At 63.2% G+C, this 22,178-nt stretch carries 22 protein-coding genes; 9 read left to right on the forward strand and 13 right to left on the reverse strand.

The window, feature by feature from the left end:
* Nucleotide 1: 1 nt before the first annotated feature.
* Nucleotides 2-916 (forward strand): 4-(cytidine 5'-diphospho)-2-C-methyl-D-erythritol kinase, encoded by a 915-nt coding sequence (locus C1A35_RS13590; protein WP_104664841.1) that lies wholly within the window; start codon nucleotides 2-4, stop codon nucleotides 914-916.
* 1 nt (nucleotide 917) lies between these two features.
* Complete coding sequence (gene moaB / locus C1A35_RS13595; protein ID WP_104664842.1) at nucleotides 918-1,460, forward strand: molybdenum cofactor biosynthesis protein B; 543 nt, start codon at nucleotides 918-920, stop codon at nucleotides 1,458-1,460.
* A 293-nt stretch (nucleotides 1,461-1,753) separates the two neighbouring features.
* On the opposite strand, the gene C1A35_RS13600 is transcribed toward moaB, so the two are convergent.
* Nucleotides 1,754-2,275: a glycosyl transferase gene (locus C1A35_RS13600; RefSeq protein WP_104664843.1), complete on the reverse strand. Its 522-nt coding sequence runs from the start codon at nucleotides 2,273-2,275 to the stop codon at nucleotides 1,754-1,756.
* A 173-nt stretch (nucleotides 2,276-2,448) separates the two neighbouring features.
* Between C1A35_RS13600 and C1A35_RS13605 the strand changes: the two genes are divergently transcribed.
* Nucleotides 2,449-3,606: a PA0069 family radical SAM protein gene (locus C1A35_RS13605; protein ID WP_104664844.1), complete on the forward strand. Its 1,158-nt coding sequence runs from the start codon at nucleotides 2,449-2,451 to the stop codon at nucleotides 3,604-3,606.
* A gap of 221 nt (nucleotides 3,607-3,827) precedes the next feature.
* Nucleotides 3,828-4,478, forward strand: coding sequence for a ribonuclease HII (locus C1A35_RS13610; protein WP_104664845.1), 651 nt, complete (start codon nucleotides 3,828-3,830; stop codon nucleotides 4,476-4,478).
* Between the two features lie 406 nt (nucleotides 4,479-4,884).
* Here the strand turns inward: C1A35_RS13610 and C1A35_RS13615 are convergent, their stop codons facing one another.
* From C1A35_RS13615 to C1A35_RS13675, 12 genes are all read right to left on the reverse strand, one after another.
* Complete coding sequence (locus tag C1A35_RS13615; protein WP_104664846.1) at nucleotides 4,885-5,370, reverse strand: F0F1 ATP synthase subunit B; 486 nt, start codon at nucleotides 5,368-5,370, stop codon at nucleotides 4,885-4,887.
* A gap of 13 nt (nucleotides 5,371-5,383) precedes the next feature.
* Nucleotides 5,384-6,001, reverse strand: a complete 618-nt coding sequence (locus C1A35_RS13620) for a F0F1 ATP synthase subunit B (protein ID WP_077962209.1) — start codon at nucleotides 5,999-6,001, stop codon at nucleotides 5,384-5,386.
* A 76-nt stretch (nucleotides 6,002-6,077) separates the two neighbouring features.
* Nucleotides 6,078-6,305 carry a F0F1 ATP synthase subunit C gene (locus C1A35_RS13625; protein ID WP_025426100.1) on the reverse strand — a complete coding sequence of 76 codons (228 nt, stop codon included), beginning with the start codon at nucleotides 6,303-6,305 and terminating at the stop codon, nucleotides 6,078-6,080.
* 82 nt (nucleotides 6,306-6,387) lie between these two features.
* Nucleotides 6,388-7,140 carry a F0F1 ATP synthase subunit A gene (locus tag C1A35_RS13630; RefSeq protein ID WP_104664847.1) on the reverse strand — a complete coding sequence of 251 codons (753 nt, stop codon included), beginning with the start codon at nucleotides 7,138-7,140 and terminating at the stop codon, nucleotides 6,388-6,390.
* A gap of 60 nt (nucleotides 7,141-7,200) precedes the next feature.
* On the reverse strand, nucleotides 7,201-7,560 hold the full coding sequence (locus C1A35_RS13635) for an AtpZ/AtpI family protein (RefSeq protein WP_104664848.1): 360 nt from the start codon (nucleotides 7,558-7,560) through the stop codon (nucleotides 7,201-7,203).
* A 302-nt stretch (nucleotides 7,561-7,862) separates the two neighbouring features.
* Nucleotides 7,863-8,984, reverse strand: coding sequence for a cell wall hydrolase (locus C1A35_RS13640; RefSeq protein ID WP_104664849.1), 1,122 nt, complete (start codon nucleotides 8,982-8,984; stop codon nucleotides 7,863-7,865).
* Nucleotides 8,985-9,326: 342 nt separating this feature from the next.
* Entirely contained in the window at nucleotides 9,327-11,228 is a 1,902-nt protein-coding gene (locus C1A35_RS13645; protein WP_104664850.1) for a potassium transporter Kup, read from the reverse strand.
* Nucleotides 11,229-11,244: 16 nt separating this feature from the next.
* Nucleotides 11,245-12,222 carry a magnesium transporter CorA family protein gene (locus C1A35_RS13650; RefSeq protein ID WP_104664851.1) on the reverse strand — a complete coding sequence of 326 codons (978 nt, stop codon included), beginning with the start codon at nucleotides 12,220-12,222 and terminating at the stop codon, nucleotides 11,245-11,247.
* 464 nt (nucleotides 12,223-12,686) lie between these two features.
* Nucleotides 12,687-13,850 (reverse strand): Mrp/NBP35 family ATP-binding protein, encoded by a 1,164-nt coding sequence (locus C1A35_RS13660; RefSeq protein WP_104664853.1) that lies wholly within the window; start codon nucleotides 13,848-13,850, stop codon nucleotides 12,687-12,689.
* Nucleotides 13,851-14,324: 474 nt separating this feature from the next.
* Nucleotides 14,325-15,098: a LuxR family transcriptional regulator gene (locus tag C1A35_RS13665; RefSeq protein WP_104664854.1), complete on the reverse strand. Its 774-nt coding sequence runs from the start codon at nucleotides 15,096-15,098 to the stop codon at nucleotides 14,325-14,327.
* A 143-nt stretch (nucleotides 15,099-15,241) separates the two neighbouring features.
* Nucleotides 15,242-15,982, reverse strand: coding sequence for a LuxR family transcriptional regulator (locus C1A35_RS13670; RefSeq protein WP_104664855.1), 741 nt, complete (start codon nucleotides 15,980-15,982; stop codon nucleotides 15,242-15,244).
* A 196-nt stretch (nucleotides 15,983-16,178) separates the two neighbouring features.
* Entirely contained in the window at nucleotides 16,179-16,997 is an 819-nt protein-coding gene (locus tag C1A35_RS13675) for an IclR family transcriptional regulator (protein ID WP_199772928.1), read from the reverse strand.
* A gap of 151 nt (nucleotides 16,998-17,148) precedes the next feature.
* Between C1A35_RS13675 and C1A35_RS13680 the strand changes: the two genes are divergently transcribed.
* From C1A35_RS13680 to C1A35_RS13700, 5 genes are all read left to right on the forward strand, one after another.
* Nucleotides 17,149-17,919, forward strand: a complete 771-nt coding sequence (locus C1A35_RS13680) for an SDR family NAD(P)-dependent oxidoreductase (protein ID WP_104664856.1) — start codon at nucleotides 17,149-17,151, stop codon at nucleotides 17,917-17,919.
* The gene (locus C1A35_RS13685) at nucleotides 17,916-18,836 is read left to right on the forward strand and encodes a 2-dehydro-3-deoxygalactonokinase (protein ID WP_199772929.1); all 921 of its coding nucleotides are present in this window, start codon (nucleotides 17,916-17,918) and stop codon (nucleotides 18,834-18,836) included. Before C1A35_RS13680 ends, C1A35_RS13685 begins: the two co-directional genes overlap by 4 nt.
* Before the next feature lie 15 nt (nucleotides 18,837-18,851).
* Nucleotides 18,852-19,487, forward strand: a complete 636-nt coding sequence (locus C1A35_RS13690) for a 2-dehydro-3-deoxy-6-phosphogalactonate aldolase (RefSeq protein ID WP_104664858.1) — start codon at nucleotides 18,852-18,854, stop codon at nucleotides 19,485-19,487.
* Complete coding sequence (locus tag C1A35_RS13695; protein WP_104664859.1) at nucleotides 19,487-20,371, forward strand: SMP-30/gluconolactonase/LRE family protein; 885 nt, start codon at nucleotides 19,487-19,489, stop codon at nucleotides 20,369-20,371. Before C1A35_RS13690 ends, C1A35_RS13695 begins: the two co-directional genes overlap by 1 nt.
* An 82-nt stretch (nucleotides 20,372-20,453) precedes the next feature.
* On the forward strand, nucleotides 20,454-22,178 hold the full coding sequence (locus tag C1A35_RS13700; RefSeq protein ID WP_104664860.1) for an IlvD/Edd family dehydratase: 1,725 nt from the start codon (nucleotides 20,454-20,456) through the stop codon (nucleotides 22,176-22,178).

Consider the following 22,178-nt stretch of genomic DNA (forward strand, 5'->3'; position numbering starts at 1 on the left):
CATGTCGGAAGGCGACATCGCGGGCTTCGCGCTGACGCGCGTGGCCCCCGCCAAGATCAATCTGGCGCTTCACGTCGTCGGCCAGCGGGCCGACGGCCATCATCTCCTCGAAAGCCTCGTCACCTTTGCCGATCGCGGCGATCGCGTCGGTTTCTCACCGGCGGATGCGGATCGCTTCACGGTGTCTGGGCCTTTCTCCACCGAGTTGCCCATGGATGCCGGCGTGCAGGGCGGCAACCTGGTTCTGAAGGCGCGAGACCTGCTTCGCCACGAACTGCGGACGCTCAACCCCAGAGCGGCCGGCCCCGTCCATCTGCATCTCGAAAAGAACCTCCCCCTTGCTTCGGGCATAGGCGGCGGATCAGCCGATGCTGCCGCAACGCTTCTCGGGCTTGTCGATCTCTGGGACGCCAGGATCGAGCCTTCCCGCCTTGGCGCCATCGCCTTGCGGCTCGGGGCGGACGTGCCGATGTGCCTTGCCGGCATGCCACTGCTCGCCAAGGGGATCGGCGAGGACATCGCGCCGCTTGAGGATTTCCCTGCCCTGCCGATCGTGCTGGTCAATCCGCTGGTGGCGGTCTCGACGCCGGTCGTGTTCCGGACCCTCGCCAACAAGACCAACCCAGCGCTTGTTGCCCCCGTGCATGCCGATAGCGCGGCCGAGTGGATGTCCGCGATCGCGACGATGCGCAACGATCTGCAGCCGCCAGCGGAGGGGCTTGAACCCGTGATCGGCGAGGTCTGCCAGGCGCTGACGCAAGCCGGATCGGCACTCACGCGCATGTCGGGCTCGGGCGCCACGTGCTTCGGCCTTTTCGACAGCGACGCGGCCGCGGCTGCGACAGCGCGTGCTCTTTCGGACGCCCACCCCGGATGGTACGTTCTTGCCTGCAGGACGGTGGGCAGAGGGAAATAACATGGCCGGCATCGACGAAAAGCGTTCCTTCATTCCGGTCGGGATCGCCATCCTCACGGTCTCCGACACCCGCACGCTCGCCGACGACAAGTCGGGCGACACGCTGGAAGCGCGGGTGCGCGACGCCGGCCACCGCCTGGAGGCGCGCGCGATCGTTCACGATGACCGGACGAAGATCTACGACCAGGTGAAGGCCTGGACGCTCGAGGATGCCATCGACGTGGTGATCACGACGGGCGGAACGGGCTTCACCGGACGGGATGTGACGCCCGAGGCGCTGGAGCCGCTCTTCGAGAAGCGGATGGACGGGTTTTCCGAAGTCTTCCATCGTATCTCCTACGAGAAGATCGGCACCTCGACGATCCAGTCGCGCGCGACCGGCGGCGTTGCCAACGCCACCTTCATCTTCGTCCTTCCCGGTTCGCCCGGCGCCTGCCGCGATGCCTGGGACGGCATCCTCAAGCAGCAGCTCGACTACAGGCATATGCCGTGCAATTTCGTGGAGATCATGCCGCGGCTCGACGAGCACCTGAAACGCGGCTGAAGAGCATGGACCGTTCCGGCACGGCTGGCCTGTTACCTTAGTAACTGACGGTCGCTTCACCTCTCGCTAGTTTCTCAATCGTTGACACAGCGAGGGGCGACCGCCGCACGTTCCACTCCTCGCGCCGCAAGACGCTTCCGCCTCTGTCCCCCAGGCGGAATGAAATGTTGGATACGACGTGCAGCCAGAATGCTGCCCGGATAGAAATCTGCCAAACAAGGTCATTTGAGAGGCGCTTGGAGGTGCCGTCCCCCCGGGACTGGCACCTTTAATTTTGCGCGCGAGAACCGGCGTCAGCGCCTGGCCTCGATCGCGACCCAGGCCGGAACAAGCTCGGTCGAAAGCTTGCGGACGGACCGGACATTCGTCATGGCGTCGAGCTCCGTCTTGCCGCGGGCGGCCGCAAGCGCATCATGCTTGCGCAGGAGAAAGCCTGTTTCCAGCGGCTTTCCGCGCCGCGCCAGCCGGCTGAAGAAAGGCCTGCGGTGCAGTCTCGAATGGGAGAAGCGTGCCGGTTCCCTGTTCAGAGACACATATTCGGCCAGTTCATCGATCCACCGTCCGATCGGGCGGGCACCCGGCTCCAGCAACATCAGCCATTCGCCCCGCGCCGATCCGACGACGTCAGCGAGATCCCAATCCCGGCAGAAACGGCACCCCGCCGCGTCGGCGACGTCGGACGAACCGTCCTTGGAACCGTGATCGAGGATGATCACATCGCTGACGAGCCCCTCCACGGCGCCGGCGACCAGCACAGAAAGCGTCTGGGCCAGCTCGGCTTCGTTGTCGCGGGTTTCCATGATGATCGTGAGCATGGTTTCTCGTAACCCATCGCCACCGCAATTGCTACATCCCGGTCACCAGCCTTAGCAGTACCGTCAGCACCAAACTCGAAACTCCATTTTTGTTCTTGAATTGTTCCAGCATTCGCGATAGGAAAATAATCAGAACAAAACGGGATCAAAGATCTGATTCCGGGGAGATTCCAATGACCGAGCTGTCTCAGATCAGGCAGGGTGCGCTTGCGCCCGCCAATACGGCAGATGTGGCCGAAGCGATGATGAGCGCTTCGGGCCTCAGGATTGACGTCGATCGCCGACGGGGACGCGGCGCCGGGATCAACATGTCCGGCCGGTTCGAGCCGCGCAGCCGCGAGACGTTCGACGATGGCTGGGAAAGCCTGGAGGACCTGCCGCCGTTCAAGACCGAGGTTCAGGTCGAGAAGCCGCGCACGGTGATCACGCGGAACGAATCCCCCGACATCTCTTTCGATCGCTCCATCAATCCCTATCGCGGATGCGAGCACGGCTGCATCTATTGCTTCGCCCGCCCCACACACGCCTATATGGGCCTGTCGGCGGGGCTCGACTTCGAGGCGAAGCTCTTTGCCAAGCCGGACGCGCCGCGGCTTCTGGAGCGCGAACTGGCGCGGCAAGACTATAAGGTCAGGCCGATTGCCATCGGCACCAACACGGATCCCTATCAGCCGATCGAGAAGGAGTGGCGCATCATGCGCCAGATCCTCGAGGTGCTGCGGGATGCCAACCATCCGGTCATGATCGTCACCAAGTCGGCCATGGTTACCCGCGACATCGATATTCTCGCGCCGATGGCCGAAAAGGGACTGGTGCGCGTCGGCATCTCCGTCACGACGCTCGACCGGAAGCTGGCACGGACCATGGAGCCGCGGGCGTCGACCCCGACCAAGCGGCTGGAGGCGATACAGATGCTTTCCGAGGCCGGCATTCCGTCCGGCGTTCTCGTTTCCCCAATCATTCCGGCACTGAACGATCACGAGATCGAACGCGTGCTCGAAGCCGCAAGGACGGCCGGGGCGACCGAAGCAAGCTATGTCCTCTTGCGGCTGCCGCTCGAGGTCAGCCCGCTCTTCCGCGACTGGTTGCTGCGCAATTACCCCGACCGATACCGGCACGTGATGTCCCTCATCCGCTCCATGCGGGGTGGCAAGGACTATGACGCCGAATTCGGCAAGCGCATGAAGGGCGCCGGCCCCTATGCATGGCAGATCGGTCGCCGCTTCGACCTGGCGGTGAAGCGCCTCGGCTTCAACCCGACACGTCGGCAGTTGCGCGACGATCTCTTTGTGCCGCCGCTCGGAACGGGGGTGCAGCTCTCGCTTCTTTGAAGGCCTTCCGGTCGTCCTTGCTCTGCCACCGTGACGTTCGTAATCGGTGCGGGGCACGACATGACCGCCCCGCCCTCTCAGGCAGGCCAAAGCCGGGGCCTGAGATCGCATAGCAGTTCCGGTGCCCCCTTACCCGCCGTGGGCCCCGGTGATCCCCCGTCCGCCGCCGCACTCGGACCTGGGGGCTTGAAGAGAATCGGTCGATCATGCGAATGAGACTTATGTCTCGCAGATCGTCCGATTCTCCCCTTTTTCCCGATATCATCGAAGCGCCCGATTTCAGTTTCGAGCTTTCGGCCAAGCGGGACGGTTTCTGGCCGGTCGCCGGAGCCGATGAGGCCGGCCGTGGGCCGCTCGCGGGACCGGTGGTCGCCGCCGCCGTCATTCTCGATCCGGACGCCATCCCCGCAGGCCTCGACGACAGCAAGAAGCTGACGGCTCAGGCGCGCGAAAAACTGTTCGAAGAAATCCTCGCCACTTCCGCCGTGTCGATCGCCTCGGCCTCGGCCGGCACGATCGATGCCACCGACATCCGCAAGGCGAGCCTCGAGGCGATGCGGCGCGCGGTCGCCGGCCTGCCCTCGACTGCGCGTTTCGTGCTCGTCGATGGCCGTGACGTGCCGCCCGGCCTCTCCTGCCACGCCAAGGCTGTGGTGAAGGGCGATGCGCGGTCCCTGTCGATTGCCGCTGCATCGATTGTCGCCAAGGTCACCCGCGACCGCATGATGGCCCGCGCCGATCTCGCGCATCCCGGCTACGGCTTCGCACTCCATGCCGGCTATGCGACGGTGACCCACCGCCGCGCCATCGAGACTCACGGCCCCTGCCCCCTGCACCGCATGAGCTTCCGGCCCCTGCGCCAGGACCAATAGCCTCCGAGGCCATCGCGCGGCCATCTGCGGTCCGGCGGGTCCGGTTCCGACACACGGCGCTGAAACGCCGCAAACCTTCAGTTTCGCTGCCGCGCTTGAATTTTGCCGCTCCGCCGGTCGTTAGCGCAACACCGCTGAGAACCCTGCACGCCCGCCGAGACCGATACGCTGCGTAGCCTCGCAAGGCCGTGCGGCGGCCGTTCGCGCATAATAGATACGGCCTTGCCCTGGCGGCTCGCCCGCGTTTCATCACGCTGTCCGGCCGCGTTCCGAAGCAAGCGTAAGTGTGCCGATATCTCCGGCTGGAACGGGCGCGACACACGGGTTCCGGACAAAGCGACGCCAGTACACAGGCATAAAAAAAGCCCCACCGAGGCAGGGCTTTTCAATCGGGATGTCCGAACGCTTAGTTCAGGCGCGCCTTGACCTCGCCAAGCGCCTTCTTGAACAGATCGCTCTGGGCGCCGGCATCAGCCTTGGCGGCAACGACCTTCTCGGCAGCGGCAATCGCGAGATCGACGGCTGCAGAACGCACGGCGTTGATGGCGTCGCTTTCGGCCTGCTTGATCTTCTGTTCCGAAAGAGCCGTGCGACGAGCGACGTATTCCTCGGTCTTCTGCTTGGCTTCGGCGGTCAGCATCTCGGCTTCGCGCTGAGCGGCAGCGACGATACCGGCAGCTTCCGCTTCGGCATCCTTGCGCTTGCGCTGGTACTCGGCGACGAGGCCCTGTGCCTCTTCGCGCAGACGCTTGGCTTCGGTCAGCTCGTTGCTGATCTTTTCGGCGCGGGCGTCGAGCGCCTTGCCGACCATGCCCGGAACCTTGAGATAGGCAATCAGGACGAAGAACAGGATCAGGCCAACGAAGGCATAGAAAGTTGCATCAAGATGCATAGCTCAGTGCTCCTCAGTTGCCAGCCGATGCCTTGACGGCAGCGGTGATCTCGGCCTTGGTGACAGTTCCGCCGATCAGCTGCTTGACGACAGCGGTTGCGGTTTCCTCAGCGATGGCGCCGACGTCGGCCAGTGCCTTTGCCTTGATGTCGGCGATGCGGTCTTCCGCAGCCGAGATCTTCTTGGCAAGGTCGGCTTCGACGGCGGTGCGGTCAGCATTGGCCTTGGCCTTTGCGGATTCGCGGGCGTCGTCGGCGATCTTGTGACCCTTGGACTTGGCGGCTGCCAGGTCCTGCTCGTAGGAAGCGATGGCCGCGTCGGCTTCGCCCTTGAGGCGGGACGCTTCATCGAGATCCTGAGCGATCCGATCGTGACGGGTTTCCAGAATTCCGCCGATGCGCGGAATGATGACCTTCGACATCAGGAGATAGAAGAGGCCGAACGTGATCGCGAGCCAGAGCAGCTGCGATGCGAAATGGGTCGAGTCGAAGGGCGGGAACACGCCGGAGCCAGCCTCGCCTTCGTGGGCCACACCCGTTTCGGTGTGCACCTCACCGGCCGCAGCGGCATCGTGTGCTTCGGCGCCTTCAGTGGTGGTTGACTGCTGGGCATAGGCCGCGGTCACAAACATGCTCACCTCCAGGTGCACTCAAGAATATGCTCGGCCGCGACCTTTTGACGGGCCGCGGCCGAAACTCCAGCCGATATTAGACGGCGAAGAGGAGGAGCAGGGCTACGAGCAGCGAGAAGATGCCCAGAGCTTCCGTAACGGCGAAGCCGAATACGAGGCGGCCGAACTGGCCGTCAGCAGCCGACGGGTTACGCAGCGCGCCGGAGAGGTAGCTGCCGAAGATGTTGCCGAGGCCGAGAGCCGTGCCGGCCATGCCGAGGCAAGCGAGACCTGCGCCGATGTACTTTGCTGCTTCCGCTTCCATGTTTGAACTCCTTCGAATGGTGTTGCGGCTTAGGATTGCGCTTCCGGCGGAGGGCCGGCCGGAAGCAAGCGACTGTTATTCCTTAGTGGCTTCCGGGATGGACAGCGTCGTTGAGGTACATGCAAGTCAGTACCGCGAAGACATAGGCCTGGAGGAAGCAGACGAGGAACTCAAGACCGGTAATGGCGACGGTCATGATGAGCGGCAGGATGGCGCCACCGATGCCGATCGCGCCAAGGGCGCTCAGCGACGTGACGAAGCCTGCGAAGACCTTCAGCGTGATGTGGCCGGCCAGCATGTTGGCGAAGAGACGGACCGAGAGGCTGATGGGACGGGAAAGGAACGAGATGACTTCGATCGCGACGACGAGCGGCAAAAGCACGCCGGGAACGCCATGCGGCACGAAGAGCTTCAGGAAGCCGAAGCCATGCTTATAGAAACCGTAGAGAACGACGGTACCGATGACGAACAGCGCCAGCGCGAAGGTGACGATGATCTGGCTGGTGACCGTGAAGAAGTAGGGCATCATGCCGAGCAGGTTCGCCGTCAGGATGAACATGAACAGCGAGAACACCATCGGGAAGAACTTCATGCCGCCGCTGCCCGCACCTTCGCGCAGCATCGAGGCGATGAACTCGTAGGACATTTCGGAGACCGACTGCATGCGGGTCGGGATCAGACCGCGCTGCGACGTCGTCAGATAAAGAAAGCCTGCGGCAACACCAACGGTCGCAACCATGAACAGCGACGCATTGGTGAAGGAAAAGTCCATTCCGCCAATCTCGATCGGGACAATCTTATTGACCAGGAACTGGTGGGTCGGATCGTTTGACACCGCGCTTCTCTTTCGTTCTATCCGCCCGAGAGCGGAAACCGTTGTCTTCGGGGCGACGCCTCAGCGGGCGTCTCCGTCCTTCTTGTCATTCCCAGAACCGCCTCTTCCGGCTTCCGGTGTCGCCACCATACCGGCCGAGCGCAGCACATTCAGCACGCCAGCGCAGAACCCGAGAAGCAAGAAGACGATCATGCCCCACGGCCCTGTACCCGCAAAGTGGTCCAAAAGATAGCCCATAAACGCCCCGACAACGATGCCGGCGATGAACTCGCTCGAGAGCTTCATCGCCGCCGCATAGCCCTTACGGCTTTCGGCGGCCCTGGCTTCCGCTGCATCAGGCGCATTGGGCCTCTTGGCCTCAATCTTGTCGCCGAGCTGTTTCAGCCGCGCTTCCAGACTGTCTTCAGGTTTCTCCGCCACGTGGCTACTCCCTTGTCGTCCTTGTCGGGTCTCAGACCGCGATTTCGGTCATACAATAGGCCTTCGCACAAGCCACGTTTCGGCCCCATTTGAAGTCGCGCGCAACATAGTTTTAGGCTCCCGCATAGTCAAGGCATGCAGGGCGCTTGATCGTGGACAATATTTTCCATTAAATTCAATGAATTAAGGCCGCATCGACCGATCTGCGACACGGTCGTCGCAGGATTCCTGCCGGAGAGCGGCGGGAATCTCCCCTTCTGCCCACAGGCATCAAAGACGGCGGAATCGCGTCCAAGCGCCGATCAGCTCCAGCCGCCGCCATAGGTGCGGTAGAAGATGTGCATGCCGATCTTGCCGACCCGCTTCATCGTCTTTGCCCACGGCGGATTGACGTAGGTCGCATGGTAGTGGGTGGCAGAGCCCACTTCCGGCAGCCAGACCTTGCCGGCGGTGACGGCCATCGCGACTTCCTTGGCGGTCTTCCAGTGCGAACGGGAATAGATAAGGTCGCGGATCATGTCGCAGGCAAAGGAAAACTGGCAACGGTTGCGCCAGGCCTTGTTCTGATAGACGACGCCGCAGATGGTCTTCGGATAGGTGGGATTGCGCACGCGATTGAGAATCACCTGGGCGACGGCGGCCTGTCCTTTGAGCGGTTCGCTGCGCGCCTCGAAATAAATGCCCTCGGCAAGGCAGGTCTGCTCTTCCTTGGTGAAAACCGTCCCCGGCAATGCAGTTGCAGCCCAGGCGTGATCGTCCGGCGCGATCTCGGGAATGAAGCGGCCGGCGTTCTTGTCTTCACGAAGAATCGAATCGAAGGGCGATTCACGCGCATAGTCCGGCTCGGGCCGGACGTAAGCAGTCGCAAGAATGTCGGGGCGATCGTTGGTAACGAGCTTGGCCAGCATGGGCGAGACGCCGGGCTCGGTCTTTGGTGGCTTCTTGCGGTAGAAGGCGGTGGCGATCTCGATCTCCTTGCCCTCGATGCGGGGCTTGGCGAAGACCATCTTCTCCCCCTCCCCCAGGCTGGGCTCCATCAGGGAGCTCGTGCGCTGCAGGATCGAGCCGGCGGAGAAGTCCTTCGGCGGCGTCACGGGGGTCACGGCAACGACGCGCCCCTTCTTGGCATGACGGTTGACGCGGTCTTCATCCGGCGTGCCCGAATGTTTGGCTTCGGCCGTCAGCGCGACGCGGCTGCCGTCGGGCATGGTGACACCGGCGCCGCCGTCAAGCGCGCCCGTGGTGACCGGGTCGACAAACACCATCTCGGCTTCGTGGATCGAGCCCGCCGGCGACGGCGTCATATACATGCGCCAGCGTTCGCCGCCGCGGTTGATGCCGGAGAGGAAGGTCGCAAGGTCGGCATAGGCCGCAGCGGAGGGAAAGCCGAGATAGAGCGCAAGACCGATGATCGCAGGCGCCATAAAGGCGGACGGGTTCAGGCGAGACTTTCGACGCAGGTTCCGACTCTTACGCACCAACCGACTCCACGCAACGCTAACAGGCGGCACGGCTTCGCCCGCGCCGGCGATGCGCCAGCGTCGAGAATTCCGCGCGGGAAGATTAGACAATCAAGCAGCCGGACACTTCGCCGGGACCGCTTCGTTCGTGCTTTGAAAATGAAGCATTAACCTTGATGTTTGGTTAATGCACGACCGCTGAAAGGCGGGCACCCCACAAGACAACGAAGCCGCCTCCATCAGAAGGCGGCTTGGTCGTCTGCGTGTCAGGGCTCCACGCCGCCCCGGCTGGGCACCGGGCGAGCGTCAGATGATGACGTGCGAGCCGAGTTCGACCACACGGTTGGTCGGCAGGCGGAAGTAGTCCGAAGGGTCGATCGCCGCATTGGCAAGGGCGATGAACAAGCGGTCCTGCCAGTGCGGCATGCCGCTTTCGGCGTCGGGCACGAGCTTGCGGCGGCCGAGATAGAAGGAGGTCGACATGATGTCAAACTTCAGGCCCGACTTGCGGAAGAGGCCGAGCGCCTGCGAGACGTTCTGCGTTTCCATGAAGCCGAAGCGTATTTCCAGCAATGTAAAGCGGTCCGACAGCGGCTGCATGCTCACCCGTTCCGACTTCGGCACCTTCGGCGTATTGGCCGTGCGGATCGTCAAGATGAAGTTCTGATTGTGCAGCACGTGGTTATGTTTGATGTTGTGGAGCAGCGCGGCCGGCGTCGATTCCGGATCGCTCGTCAGGAACACGGCAGTGCCAGGCACGGCCACCGGCGCATGCTCGCTCTTGCGCTCGATCGACTTGATGAAGCTTGCAAGCGGAATGTCGATGTGGCGCGTCTTGGCGTGCAGGATCTCGGTGCCGCGCCGCCAGGTCCACATGATGATGATGAAGGTGGCGGCAATCAGCACCGGAACATAACCGCCATCGTGGATCTTCAGCATGTTGGCGCCGAGGAAGATGAACTCAAGCGCGAAAAGCGGCAGCAGCACGGCGGCCGCTGCCAGCGCCGACCAGTTCCAGCGCATGCGCAGAAACTCGAAGGAAAGCACTGTCGTCACCACCATCGCGCCGGTCACCGAGATGCCATAGGCGGTGGCAAGCGATTCGGACGAGCCGAAGACGAAGACCAGCGCCATGACGCCGAACATCAGAAGCGTGTTGACGTTCGGCAGATAGATCTGCCCCGTATGGGTTTCGGACGTATGGAAGATCGCCATGCGTGGCAGGAAGCCGAGGTGGATCGCCTGGCGCGTCAGCGAGAAGGCGCCGGTTATCACCGCCTGGCTGGCGATGATGGTGGCCGCCGTCGCCAGGATGACCACAGGCAACAGCGCCCATTTCGGGAACATCAGGAAGAACGGGTCGGACATGGCCTCCGGGTTCTTCAACACGAAGGCGCCCTGCCCGAGATAGTTGAGCGTCAGCGCCGGAAAGACGATCAGGAACCAGGCCCACTGGATCGGGCGGCGACCGAAATGGCCAAGATCGGCATAGAGGGCCTCGGCCCCCGTCACCGTCAGGAAGACGGCGCCGAGCACGATGATCCCGACATAGCCTTCGTTCAGCATGAAGCTCACGGCATAGTAGGGATTGAAGGCCTTGAAGATCGACATGTCGTCGGCGATGTGCACGAAACCGATGCCGCCCATCACCAGGAACCAGACGAGCGTGATCGGCCCGAAGAAGTTGGAGACCGCGGCTGTGCCCTTGGATTGCACGGCGAACAGCATCAGCAGGATGACCACCGCGATCGGCACGACATATTCCGACAGCGCCGGCGTCACCAGCTTCAGACCTTCGACCGCGGAAAGAACCGACAGGGCCGGCGTGATCATCGCGTCGCCGATGAAGAGTGCCGCACCGGCGATGCCCATGAAGAAGAGAATGGAGGCGTGGCCGTTGGCGGACTTCATCAACAGGGCAAGCAGCGACAGTGTGCCGCCTTCCCCCTGGTTGTCGGCGCGCAACAGGAACAGCACGTACTTGATCGTGACGATGATCGTCAGCGTCCAGATCATCAGCGAGATCAGACCGATGATCTCCGCGTCGGTCACACCGTCATGGGAAACCGGGCGCAGCGCTTCGCGGAAGGCATAGAGCGGGCTGGTGCCGATATCGCCATAGACGACACCGATCGAGCCAAGCCCGAGGACCAGCAGCCGGCGCAGATCCTTCGGCTCGTGGGTGGAAGGGGCATGCGATTGGGTCATGCAAACCTACTGGCGGTCAAAGCCAGCCTTTCCAGCGGAAAAAGAAAAAGGGGATCACAGCCGATATCACCATTGCCGCGATCGCCCAGGGATAGCCGAACTGCCATTCCAACTCCGGCATGACGCGAAAGTTCATGCCGTAGACCGAGGCGACCAGCGTCGGCGGCAGGAGCACGACCGACGCGATCGAGAAGATCTTGATGATCGCGTTCTGCTCGACATTGATGAGGCCGAGCGATGCATCGAGCAGGAAGGTAATGTTGCCGGAAATGAAGCCGGCATGCTCGGACAGCGACTGGATGTCGCGCGAGATCGAGCGGCAGAGCTCGCGCGTTTCCTTGTCGTCCTGCACCTGAGGCACCGTGTAGACAAATGTCAGCAGGCGCGAGAGCGAGGCTAGGCTGTCGCGGGTCTTGGCGACCAGACGATGATGCCCGGCGACGTCGCGCAGGCGCGCCTCGAGATAGTGCGGCGGGCGGCGCTTGCCGGCCGCCTTGTCGCCGAAGACGGCGATCGACAGATCGTCGATCTTCGTCACGGCCTCTTCGAGAATTTCGGCGGTGCGGTCGGCGATCGTTTCCAGGAGCCGCGTCAGAACCACCGCGCCGTCGCGGCAGTTTCCGGGGAAGCGATGCATCGACGCCTTGAACAGCGCAAAGGACCGCGGCTCGGCATAGCGGATGGTCACGAGCCGGTCGCCCGACAGGATGAAGCCGACATCCGTCAGGCCGGGTATTTCCGTGTCCGAACGGAAGACCAGCGACGCCGTCATGAACACGGCGTTCTCCTCGATGTAGAGACGGCTCGAAGGCTCGATATCCTTGAGGTCGTCGCGCGTCGGGATGGAGATGCCAAGCAGCGTCTCCATCATCAGGTCTTCCGCCTTGCTCGGCTCGACCAGATCCAGCCAGATGATGTCGGGACGCAACGTCTCCGGCGGCTCGGTCGGCGTCAGGATGACGGCCGTGCCATCGGCGCAATAGCCGGTGATCATGCAACCGCCCTCGCCATGCACGCCTCGGCGCAGCGCGCGCCTTCCAGGACACGCAAAGGCGGCTGCAACACGTCGGTTTGCTTATGCATTTCGTCCGCGCACCGATCCCGATCCACGGAACGATGCGGGGTGCCGATCAGCGAAAGCGAAAGGTCGTGCGCCACAAAATACCCACAATAGAGATCCATCGGATCGAACGTTCCGCCAGTCAGGACAAAGTCTTCAACTCAGTCATCGCGGGAGGCCAAAATCTCCGGCGAGAGGGCGTCAAGTTGGGCACCTTCGCAAGTGCGGCAAGGCATATGGCGCAACGCAAACGCAAAATCAATGCCCCCTTGCAATCCGGCACGCGGGCATGCGCCGCCGTTTCGACGCCACCCTATCCCATGCTTGCTTAAATCAAAACCGAATCAAGGGCAAAACGAATCGTGCCCGACAGCCGGGCAGAGCCGCTTCGGGAGGAACTACTCGAAGACGATGTTCGGCGCGGCGCGGCTCTTGTCCTCTCGCGTCGCGGAAACCTGTTCCCAGACCTTGGTCGCGATATCGCGATAGACACGCGCGACCTCGCCGGCCGGGTCGGACGCGACCAGCGGCGTCCCGGCGTCCGATGTCTCGCGAATTCCCATGGTCAGCGGCACTTCGCCGAGGAACGGCACGCCGATGCGCTCTGCCTCCTTGCGGGCGCCGCCATGGCCGAAGATGTCGTAGCGTTTTCCGGTGTCGGGCGCGATGAAGTAGCTCATGTTCTCGACGATACCGAGCACCGGGACTTCCACCTTGCGGAACATGGCAAGCCCCTTGCGCGCATCGATCAGCGCCAGGTCCTGCGGCGTCGAGACGATGACGGCACCGGCAAGCGGCACCTGCTGGGCCATGGTGAGCTGGGCGTCGCCGGTGCCGGGCGGCATGTCGACGACGAGAACGTCGAGATCGCCCCAGGCAACCTCGCGCAGCATCTGCAGAAGCGCCGACTGGATCATCGGTCCGCGCCAGATCATCGCCACTTCCTCATCGACGAGGAAGCCCATGGACATGACCTTGAGACCGTAATTTTCCATCGGGCGGATGAGCCGGCCCTCGATCTGCTGCGGCCTTCCCGAGATCTTCAGGAGCCGCGGCATCGAGGGACCGTAGATATCGGCGTCGAGCAGACCGACCTTCAGGCCGTTTGCCTTGAGCGCCAGCGCCAGATTGACCGAGGTGGTCGACTTGCCGACACCGCCCTTGCCCGAGGCAACGGCGATAATCGCACCGACGCCGGGGATGCCGGCCTTGGCCGGCGGTCCGCCGGCCGGACGCGGGGCATGGGCGTGGCCTGCATGGGACGGTGCCTGCGGCTGCGGGCGCTGCACCGGCGCGCTGGCGGGCGCCGCCTTGCGGTCGGCCGTCAGGGCGACCATCGCCGCCGTGATCCCGGGAATGTCGCGCACCACGCGCTCGGCTGCAGCCCGCATCGGCTCCAGTTCCTTGGCGCGTTCGGCCGGAACGGTGATCGAGAAATAGGCCTTTCCGTCGGAGATGAAGACGTCGGACACAAGGCCGAGGTCGACGATGTTGCCCTCCATGCCCGGACCACGCACCGTGCGCAGCTTTTCAAGCACCACTTCTTTCGTGACTTCCGGCATCGCGCCCTCTCATTCTTTTGTTATCCCTTAGATAGTCGAGGCCAGGCGCTTCGCCAATGCGACATAACGCAAAAAGCAAGGGCCACCGCCCGCCCTTGGTGTCCGTACATCCGGGATCACCTTTCAGGCGGGCAGTGGCCCTTTCGGTCGCGACCTTCGTGGGCGCTGTCTTCTTTTTAGTCCCCTCTGGACATGCCAGTAGAAATGCAGGATGCGTGCCAGATTCATGTCCGACAACAATACCTATTAGTTTCAGATAGATGGCAGAATTCACGGCATCCGAAGCGCTCGGAGCAACTGCCCAGATTCTGGGCAACCGTCTGCAAACCGTCCAAGGATGAAGCATGTCGCCCCCGACGGCAGGCGAGATCTCGCAGAGATTGGAACACTGACGCGGCGATAGCGGCAGAAATCGTGATCGCAAAGGAGACAGGGCGCGTCGGAAGCGGCAAGCGGCCCTTCGGCGCGAGAGGGCTAGCTGATGTAGCCCTTCTTCATCGCCTTCACGACCGCCTGGGTGCGGTTCACGGCGTCGAGCTTCTTGGTCACGTGGTTGAGGTAGTGGTTGACCGTATGTTCGGAGAGCCCGAGGATGCCGGCGATCTCGGCGCTGGTCTTTCCCGCAGCGGTCCAACTCAAACATTGGATCTCGCGCTCGGAAAGTGCGGCGCCACTGCTCTTCCAAACGGAGCCGATTTCAGCCAGACGATTGTAGACATGGATTGCAATCATCTGCAGTTCCATGGTGACAGTCATCGGCAACTCGACCAGCGGGCCCATCAGAATGACCGCGCCGCGGCCGCCCTCGGCATCGTGGACCGGGAAATAGCTTGCCTGGAAGATACCGTTCTCGCGCAGCATCGCGATGTATTCGGCAGCCGATTCCGGCTTGCCGCCCTCACCTTCCCAGTCCGCGAGCGTGACCTGGAACGGCGTCGTCGTCTCGCGCAGCCGGCGCACGCCGGTGCTGAAGCGCAGCATCGACAGGCTGTCGTACTTGTTCAGCAGTTCAGCCGGCATGTTGGAGATGACAGTGCTCGCAGCAAGGCGCTCCACGTCGATCGAGGGGATCGAGCAGATCAGAAACGTCTTGAAGCCAAAGACCTGCGTGATCCGCCGCATATAGCGGATGATATCAAACTGGGTCTCAAGCTTTGCGATCTCGGACGCGAAATCGCCGCCCCGGGGCAGATCTGCGTCAGTCATCCCGGTCGTCATCGTATCCTGCATTCGCGCGTTCCATGGCATTCATCACGTATCAAATAGACCGAGCGGCCTGCCAATGCCAACAGATGATCGAAATTCCCTGCCGCCTCGACCCAAAAGTCTGTGTATTTCCCCTCTTTGCGGCCAATTCGACCATCAGCCTCGCGCACGACGCGTGCCGGCGATCAGTTAATCAACCCGGCGCGCACGGCTTTTGCGACGGTCTGAACGCGATTGACCGAATCCAGCTTGCGCGTTGCCCGGTTGAGGTAGTGGTTGACCGTATATTCGGACAGCGCCAGAATCTTTGCCATCTCGCTGGTGGTCTTGCCGGCCGCCGCCCAGCGCAGGCACTCGACCTCGCGGCGTGAGAGGCTTCCCGCGCCACGCCTGTCGCGCTCACGGACTTCCATGTACTTGCTGTAGAGCACGCCGGCCCAGAGGTTGAGCTCCTGAAGCTCGTCACCGGAAACCACGGGGCGGTCGCCGCCAAAGGCGATCGCGGCGCGGTGACCACCCGCATCGTGCACCGGCAGATAGAGGCCCCGCGGCATGTTCGCCTGCTCGAACACACAGATCGCCGCATCGCCCTTGCCGTCGGACCGGCGGCGCGCGAGCTGGTGCGCATCGTAGGTGAAGGGGATGGTGCTGCGCCTGAGGCGCTGGATCACCGGGCTGCCGTTGATCAGGCCGGCACTGTCATAGCCCTTGAGAAAGGCGGCCGGGTAGTTCGTCATCAGCGCATTGCCCGACAGGCTGTTGCTATCGGTTTCCGGAATGGCAAGCACCAGGAAGCCGCGGAAGCCATAGGCATCCGCCACCTGGGCGATCACGCGCCGGAGGTCCTCCTCGCAACAGATCGGCCCACGGATGGTGCGTCCATCAGGAAGCGCCAACGCCGACAAATTCGCGCTGAAATCAATCATCTTCCGCCCTTCTCCACATCCGGTTCCATGCGGGAACCGGCCGCTGACGCCGCATGAAGATCACGTCAAAAATTTATACCAATACCAAAACCGAACCAGACTAAGACCATCCACGAACCTGAGTCTGATATATTAAAAGCTATCGAGCGAGACGCGTCACGTCCAGTCGATGTTTCTAATTTACCGTAAAGTGAATTCAAGGTCCACCGCGACCGGGTCCGAGACGGATCGCCGCATCCTCGCCAACCGCTCGGGCCGCCGCCCGCACCGCTGCGGCCCAGGCCGACAATTGCTCCATCGTCACGCGATAGGCGGGCCCGGTTACCGACAGGCCGGCCGCCAGTTCGCTGCCGGGGATGAGGATAGGTGCTGCAACGCAGCGGATCTCGGTTTCGTGCTCTTCGCGGTCGAAGGCATGCCCGTCGCGCCGGATCTCTTCGATCTCCGCCAGCAAGGTGGCGGCCGAGCGATGGGTGTGCGGCGTGAAGACGTGGAACTCGGTTCGGGCGAGGAGACGTTCCAGTTCCGCCGGTCCCAGCAACGACAGCGCCGCCTTGCCGATGCCGGTGCAATAGGCCGGCGATGCCTTGCCGATCTGCGAGCTCATGCGCACCGTCTGGCGGCTCTCGACCTTGTCGACATAGACGATCTCGGTTTCGCGCAGGATGCCAAGGTGCACGGTCTCGCCCGTCAGATCGTGCAGGCGCCTGAGATGGGGCTCGGCAATGTCGCGAAAACGGTTGGCAGACCAGGAACGGTAGGCGAGCGTCAGCAGCCGCAGGCCGGGCTCGTAGGAAAGGTCGCGGCGCTGCACGAGCAGACCTTCCTCGACGAGATGGCTCAGCAACCGGTGCAGCGTTCCGCGCGGCTGACCGGACCGGGCGAGAATATCGGTAAAGCGTTGCGGCCCATCGGCGGTAACGACCGCTTCCAGCACCGCCATCGCCTTGCCGAGCGTGCCCGTTCCCGCCTCCGCACGCATCTCATCCACTCCGCCTGCCGCTTCACTGGTCATCGTCGCTCGCTTGTTTCCGACAGTCGTCGCGCGATTGGGCGCACGACCTTGACAAGGTAGACGCTTCGACGCGATAATTCCATATAATAAAATCAAGTTCCAAATATTGGAACAACTATTCACCACACGGCCTGACGGGGAATACAGCAAGATGCCGGTGCCCAAGGCACAGTTTCATGATCTGAAGGACCGCTCGGTGCTGATAACGGGCGGCGGTTCCGGCATCGGCGCAACCCTGGTCGAGGCTTTCGCCGACCAAGGCGCACGAGTGGCATTCGTCGACATTGACGAACGGGCAGGCCTCGAACTCGTCGAGAGGCTGGCCGCCAAGGCAGACGCCGCGCCGCTCTATGTTCCGGCCGATTTGCGCGATATCGAGGCGGTAAGAATAGCCGCCCAAACGGCGGCGACCGCGCTCGGCGGGATCCACGTGCTCGTCAACAACGCGGCGCGCGACGATCGCCAGCCGCTCGAAAGCGTAACCGAAGAGAGTTGGGACGAGAGCCAGGCGGTCAACCTCAGGCATTTCTTCTTCATGAGCCAGGCGGTTGCGCCGCATATGCGGCAGGCGGGCGGCGGGTCGATCATCAATTTCTCGTCGATCGCCTACCTGCTCAACATGGCCGAAATTCCGGCCTATGCGACGGCGAAGGCCGGGATTGTCGGCCTGACCAAATCGCTCGCCGGAAAGCTCGGCCCCGACAACATCCGCGTCAACGCGATCCTGCCCGGCATGATCGTCACCGAACGGCAGAAACGCCTGTGGCTGAGCGACGCGGCAATCGCCGGCATGCAGCAACGGCAATGCCTCAAGCGCAGCCTCACCGCCGACGATCTCGTCGGCCCCTGCCTGTACCTCGCGTCGGAATGCTCGTCGGGCATGACCGCGCAAACAATGATTATCGATGGAGGCGCACTGTGATGACGGCAGCCTATTATGCCGCGGTCGACTGGGGAACGACGAGCTTCCGGCTGTGGATCGTCGGCGAGGATGGCTCGGTGCTCGCCGAGTGCCGAAGCGGCGAAGGCATGACGACGGCGAACAAGGCCGGCTTCCACGCGATTCTCGAAAAACACCTGGCAGCCGTCGATGCGCCAAGTCATCTGCCCGCCATCATCTGCGGCATGGCCGGCGCCAAGCAGGGCTGGGTCGAGGCCGGCTATCTCGATACGCCGGCCGCGCTCGCCGATATCGCCTCCCATGCCGTGGCGGTGCCGGATCTCGATCGTGACATCCGTATCCTGCCGGGTCTCGCGCAACGGGACAAACGCCACCCGGACGTCATGCGCGGCGAGGAAACGCAATTGCTCGGCGCCGCCGGCGACCTCGGCCGCGGCCGGCATCTCGTCTGCATGCCGGGAACGCACAGCAAATGGGTGCGGCTCGAAGACGGCGCCGTCGGCGGCTTTTCCACCTTCATGACCGGTGAACTGTTCGATGTGATCTCCAAGCACTCGATCCTCAGCCATTCGATCGCCGACGCGCACGCTTTTTCCGGCGATCATCCCGTCTTTGCGGCGGCTGTGGCGGAGGCACGCACCAATCCGGCGCTGGCCACCAGCCTGATCTTCGGTGCGCGCTCGGGGCAGCTGCTGCACGGGGCGAGCGCGACCGACGCCAAGGCGTTGCTTTCGGGCACGCTGATCGGGCTCGAGATCGCCGGGGCGCTGGCTTCAGCCAAAACGATCGACAGCATCTGCCTCGTCGCCTCCGGATCACTCGGCACGCTCTATCAAGCCGCGCTCGAAAGCCTCGACTGTCCGCTTCAGGTCGTCGACGCCGACACCGCCGTCCGCTCCGGCCTTTCGACCGCCGCCCTGGCGATCTGGCCCCTCTGAACGAAAGACACCTCCATGAACCGTATCCCCTTCCCGCCGATGAAATATCCGCTGATCGCGATCCTGCGTGGCCTCAAGCCGGCGGAAACCGAAGGCGTCGTCGGCGCGCTGATCGAAACCGGCATCACCGCGATCGAGATCCCGCTGAACTCCCCCGATCCGTTCCGCTCGATCGAAACCGCCGTGAAAATGGCGCCCGAGGGTTGCCTGATCGGCGCCGGCACGGTGCTGACGACGGCGCAGGTGGAACAACTCGCCGATGTCGGCGGCCGCCTGATGGTGAGCCCGAACGTGGAGCCGGCGGTGATTTCGCTGGCTGCCAAGAAGGGCATGGTCACCATGCCCGGCGTGCTTACCCCGACCGAGGCGCTTTCGGCCGCGGCAGCCGGCGCCACCGGCCTCAAGTTCTTCCCGGCAAGCGTGCTCGGCCCGTCGGGCATCACCGCGATCCGCGCGATCCTGCCGCCCGAGCTGGAAATCGCCGCCGTCGGCGGGGTCTCCGATGCGAATTTCGGCGACTACGCCAAGGCCGGCATCCGCAGCTTCGGCCTCGGCTCGAGCCTCTACAAGCCCGGCATGAGCGCCACTGACGTCCGCGAACGCGCCGTTACCACCATCAAGGCCTACGACGCCGTCTACGGAGCACGCTGATGAGCGATTCCATCCCCTTTTCCGGCAGCATTCTTTGCGAAGCGACGTCGATCCTCGGCGAAGGTCCGACCTATGACCCGGCCACCGGCACCGCCTGGTGGTTCAACATCAAGGGCCAGGAACTGCATGAACTGCACCTTGAAAGCGGTCGCAAGAGCGTGCACGCCCTGCCTTTCCTCGGCAGCGTTCTCGCCGTCATCGACCCGGCCCGGCAGTTGATCGCGACCGACCAGGGGCTGTTTGTCAGGGACACGCAGACCGGCGCCTTCAGCCTGCTCACCACGCTCGAGAACAACCCTGGCAATCGCTCGAACGATGGCCGCGTTCATGCGTCCGGGTCGCTCTGGATCGGCACGATGGGCCGCAGCGCCGAGAAGGGCGCCGGCGCGATCTATCACGTGGCCGGTACCAGGGTGACGAAGCTCTACGACAAGGTCACCATTCCCAACAGCATCTGCTTCTCGCCGGATGGAACCATCGCCTATTTCGTCGACACCGACATCAACCACCTGATGCGCGTCGACATCGATGCCGAGACCGGCCTGCCGAAGGGCGAACCGAGCCTGCTCGTCGACGGCAGTGGCGAAGCTGGCGGCATCGACGGTTCGGTGTGCGACGCCGACGGACTGATCTGGAACGCCCGCTGGGGCAGCGGCACGGTCGACGTCTACGGGCCCGACGGCGCGCGAATCGCACGCTACGCCATGCCGACGACGCAGCCGAGCTGCACGGCCTTTATCGGGCCGAAAGCCGACCGCATGCTGGTGACGTCCGCCTGGCAGGACCTGGATGACGCCGCCCGCGCCGCAGACCCCCATGCCGGCAAGACCTTCGACCTCGGCATCAGCGTCAAGGGCCGGTTTGAACCGTCTTTCCGTCTCTGAACGGAAACGGCTTGGCGAAGCGTCAATAAAAAGTCATACAATTCAGCCACGCGTTTGATCGCATGGTGAGGAGGAAGCTCGCATGAGCGACAAGAAGAAAGAACTGCGCAGCCGTCACTGGTACGGCGGCACCGACAAGGATGGGTTCATCCACCGCTCCTGGATGAAGAATCAGGGATTTCCGGACCACGTTTTCGACGGCCGTCCGATCATCGGAATCTGTAACACCTGGTCGGAGCTGACGCCCTGCAACAGCCACCTGCGCATTCTGGCAGAGGGCGTGAAGCGTGGCGTCTGGGAGGCCGGCGGTTTTCCGGTCGAGTTCCCGGTGTCCTCGCTTGGCGAGACACAGATGCGCCCGACCGCTATGCTGTTTCGCAATCTGCTCGCCATGGATGTCGAAGAGGCGATCCGCGCCTACGGTATCGACGGCGTCGTTCTGCTCGGCGGCTGCGACAAGACCACGCCCGGTCAGCTGATGGGTGCTGCCTCCGTCGACCTGCCGACGATCGTCGTCTCCTCCGGCCCGATGCTGAACGGCAAATGGAAGGGCAAGGATATCGGCTCCGGCACGGATGTCTGGAAATTCTCCGAGGCCGTGCGTGCCGGTGACATGAGCATGCAGGAATTCATGGCGGCCGAAAGCGGCATGTCGCGCTCGCCGGGTGTGTGCATGACCATGGGCACCGCCACCACCATGGCCTCGATCGTCGAAGCCATGGGCCTGTCGCTGCCGACCAACGCGGCCCTTCCGGCCGTCGATGCCCGCCGCATGGCGCTGTCGCACATGACGGGTAAACGCATCGTCGAGATGGTGCATGAAGACCTGCGCCTGTCGAAAGTGCTGACCAGGAAGAACTTCGAGAACGGCATCATCGCCAACGCCGCCGTCGGCGGCTCGACCAACGCGGTCGTGCACATGCTGGCGATTGCCGGCCGTGCCGGCGTCGATCTCTGTCTCGAGGATTTCGACAGGGTCGGCGGCCAGGTGCCGTGCATCGTCAACTGTATGCCGTCGGGCAAGTATCTGATCGAGGATCTTGCCTATGCCGGCGGCCTGCCAGCGGTGATGAACCGCATCCAGCACCTGCTGCATGCCGATGCGCCGACGGTCTTTGGCGTGCCGATCAGCAAATACTGGGAAGATGCCGAGGTCTACAACGACGACGTCATTCGTCCGCTCGACAATCCTTTGCGAGCTGCCGCCGGGATCCGCGTGCTCAAGGGCAATCTTGCGCCGAACGGCGCCGTCATCAAGCCGTCGGCGGCCAGCGAGCATCTGCTGGTGCACGAAGGGCCGGCCTATGTCTTCGAGACGATCGAGGAATTGAAGGCGAAGATCGACGATCCGGACCTGCCGGTGACGGAAGACACGATCCTGGTGCTCAAGGGCTGCGGCCCCAAGGGCTACCCGGGCATGGCCGAAGTCGGCAACATGCCGATCCCGCGGCGCCTCGTCGAAAAGGGCGTGCGCGACATGGTGCGCGTGTCCGACGCCCGCATGTCGGGTACGGCCTTCGGCACCGTGGTGCTGCATGTCAGCCCGGAATCGAATGCCGGCGGGCCGCTCGCGATCGTCAAGACCGGCGATCGCATCCGCCTCGACGCGATGAAGGGCGAACTCAACCTGATGATCAGCGAGGAAGAATTTGCGACGCGCATGGCCGCCTGGCAGGCGCCGCCGCAGAAATGGACCCGCGGCTACTACAAGCTCTACCAGGACACGGTGCTCCAGGCCGACAAGGGCGCGGACCTCGACTTCCTCGTCGGCGGCAGCGGCAGCGAAGTGCTGCGCGAAAGCCACTGA

Source organism: Ensifer adhaerens (genome assembly GCF_002940685.1).
In the GTDB taxonomy this organism is placed as follows: domain Bacteria; phylum Pseudomonadota; class Alphaproteobacteria; order Rhizobiales; family Rhizobiaceae; genus Ensifer; species Ensifer adhaerens_E.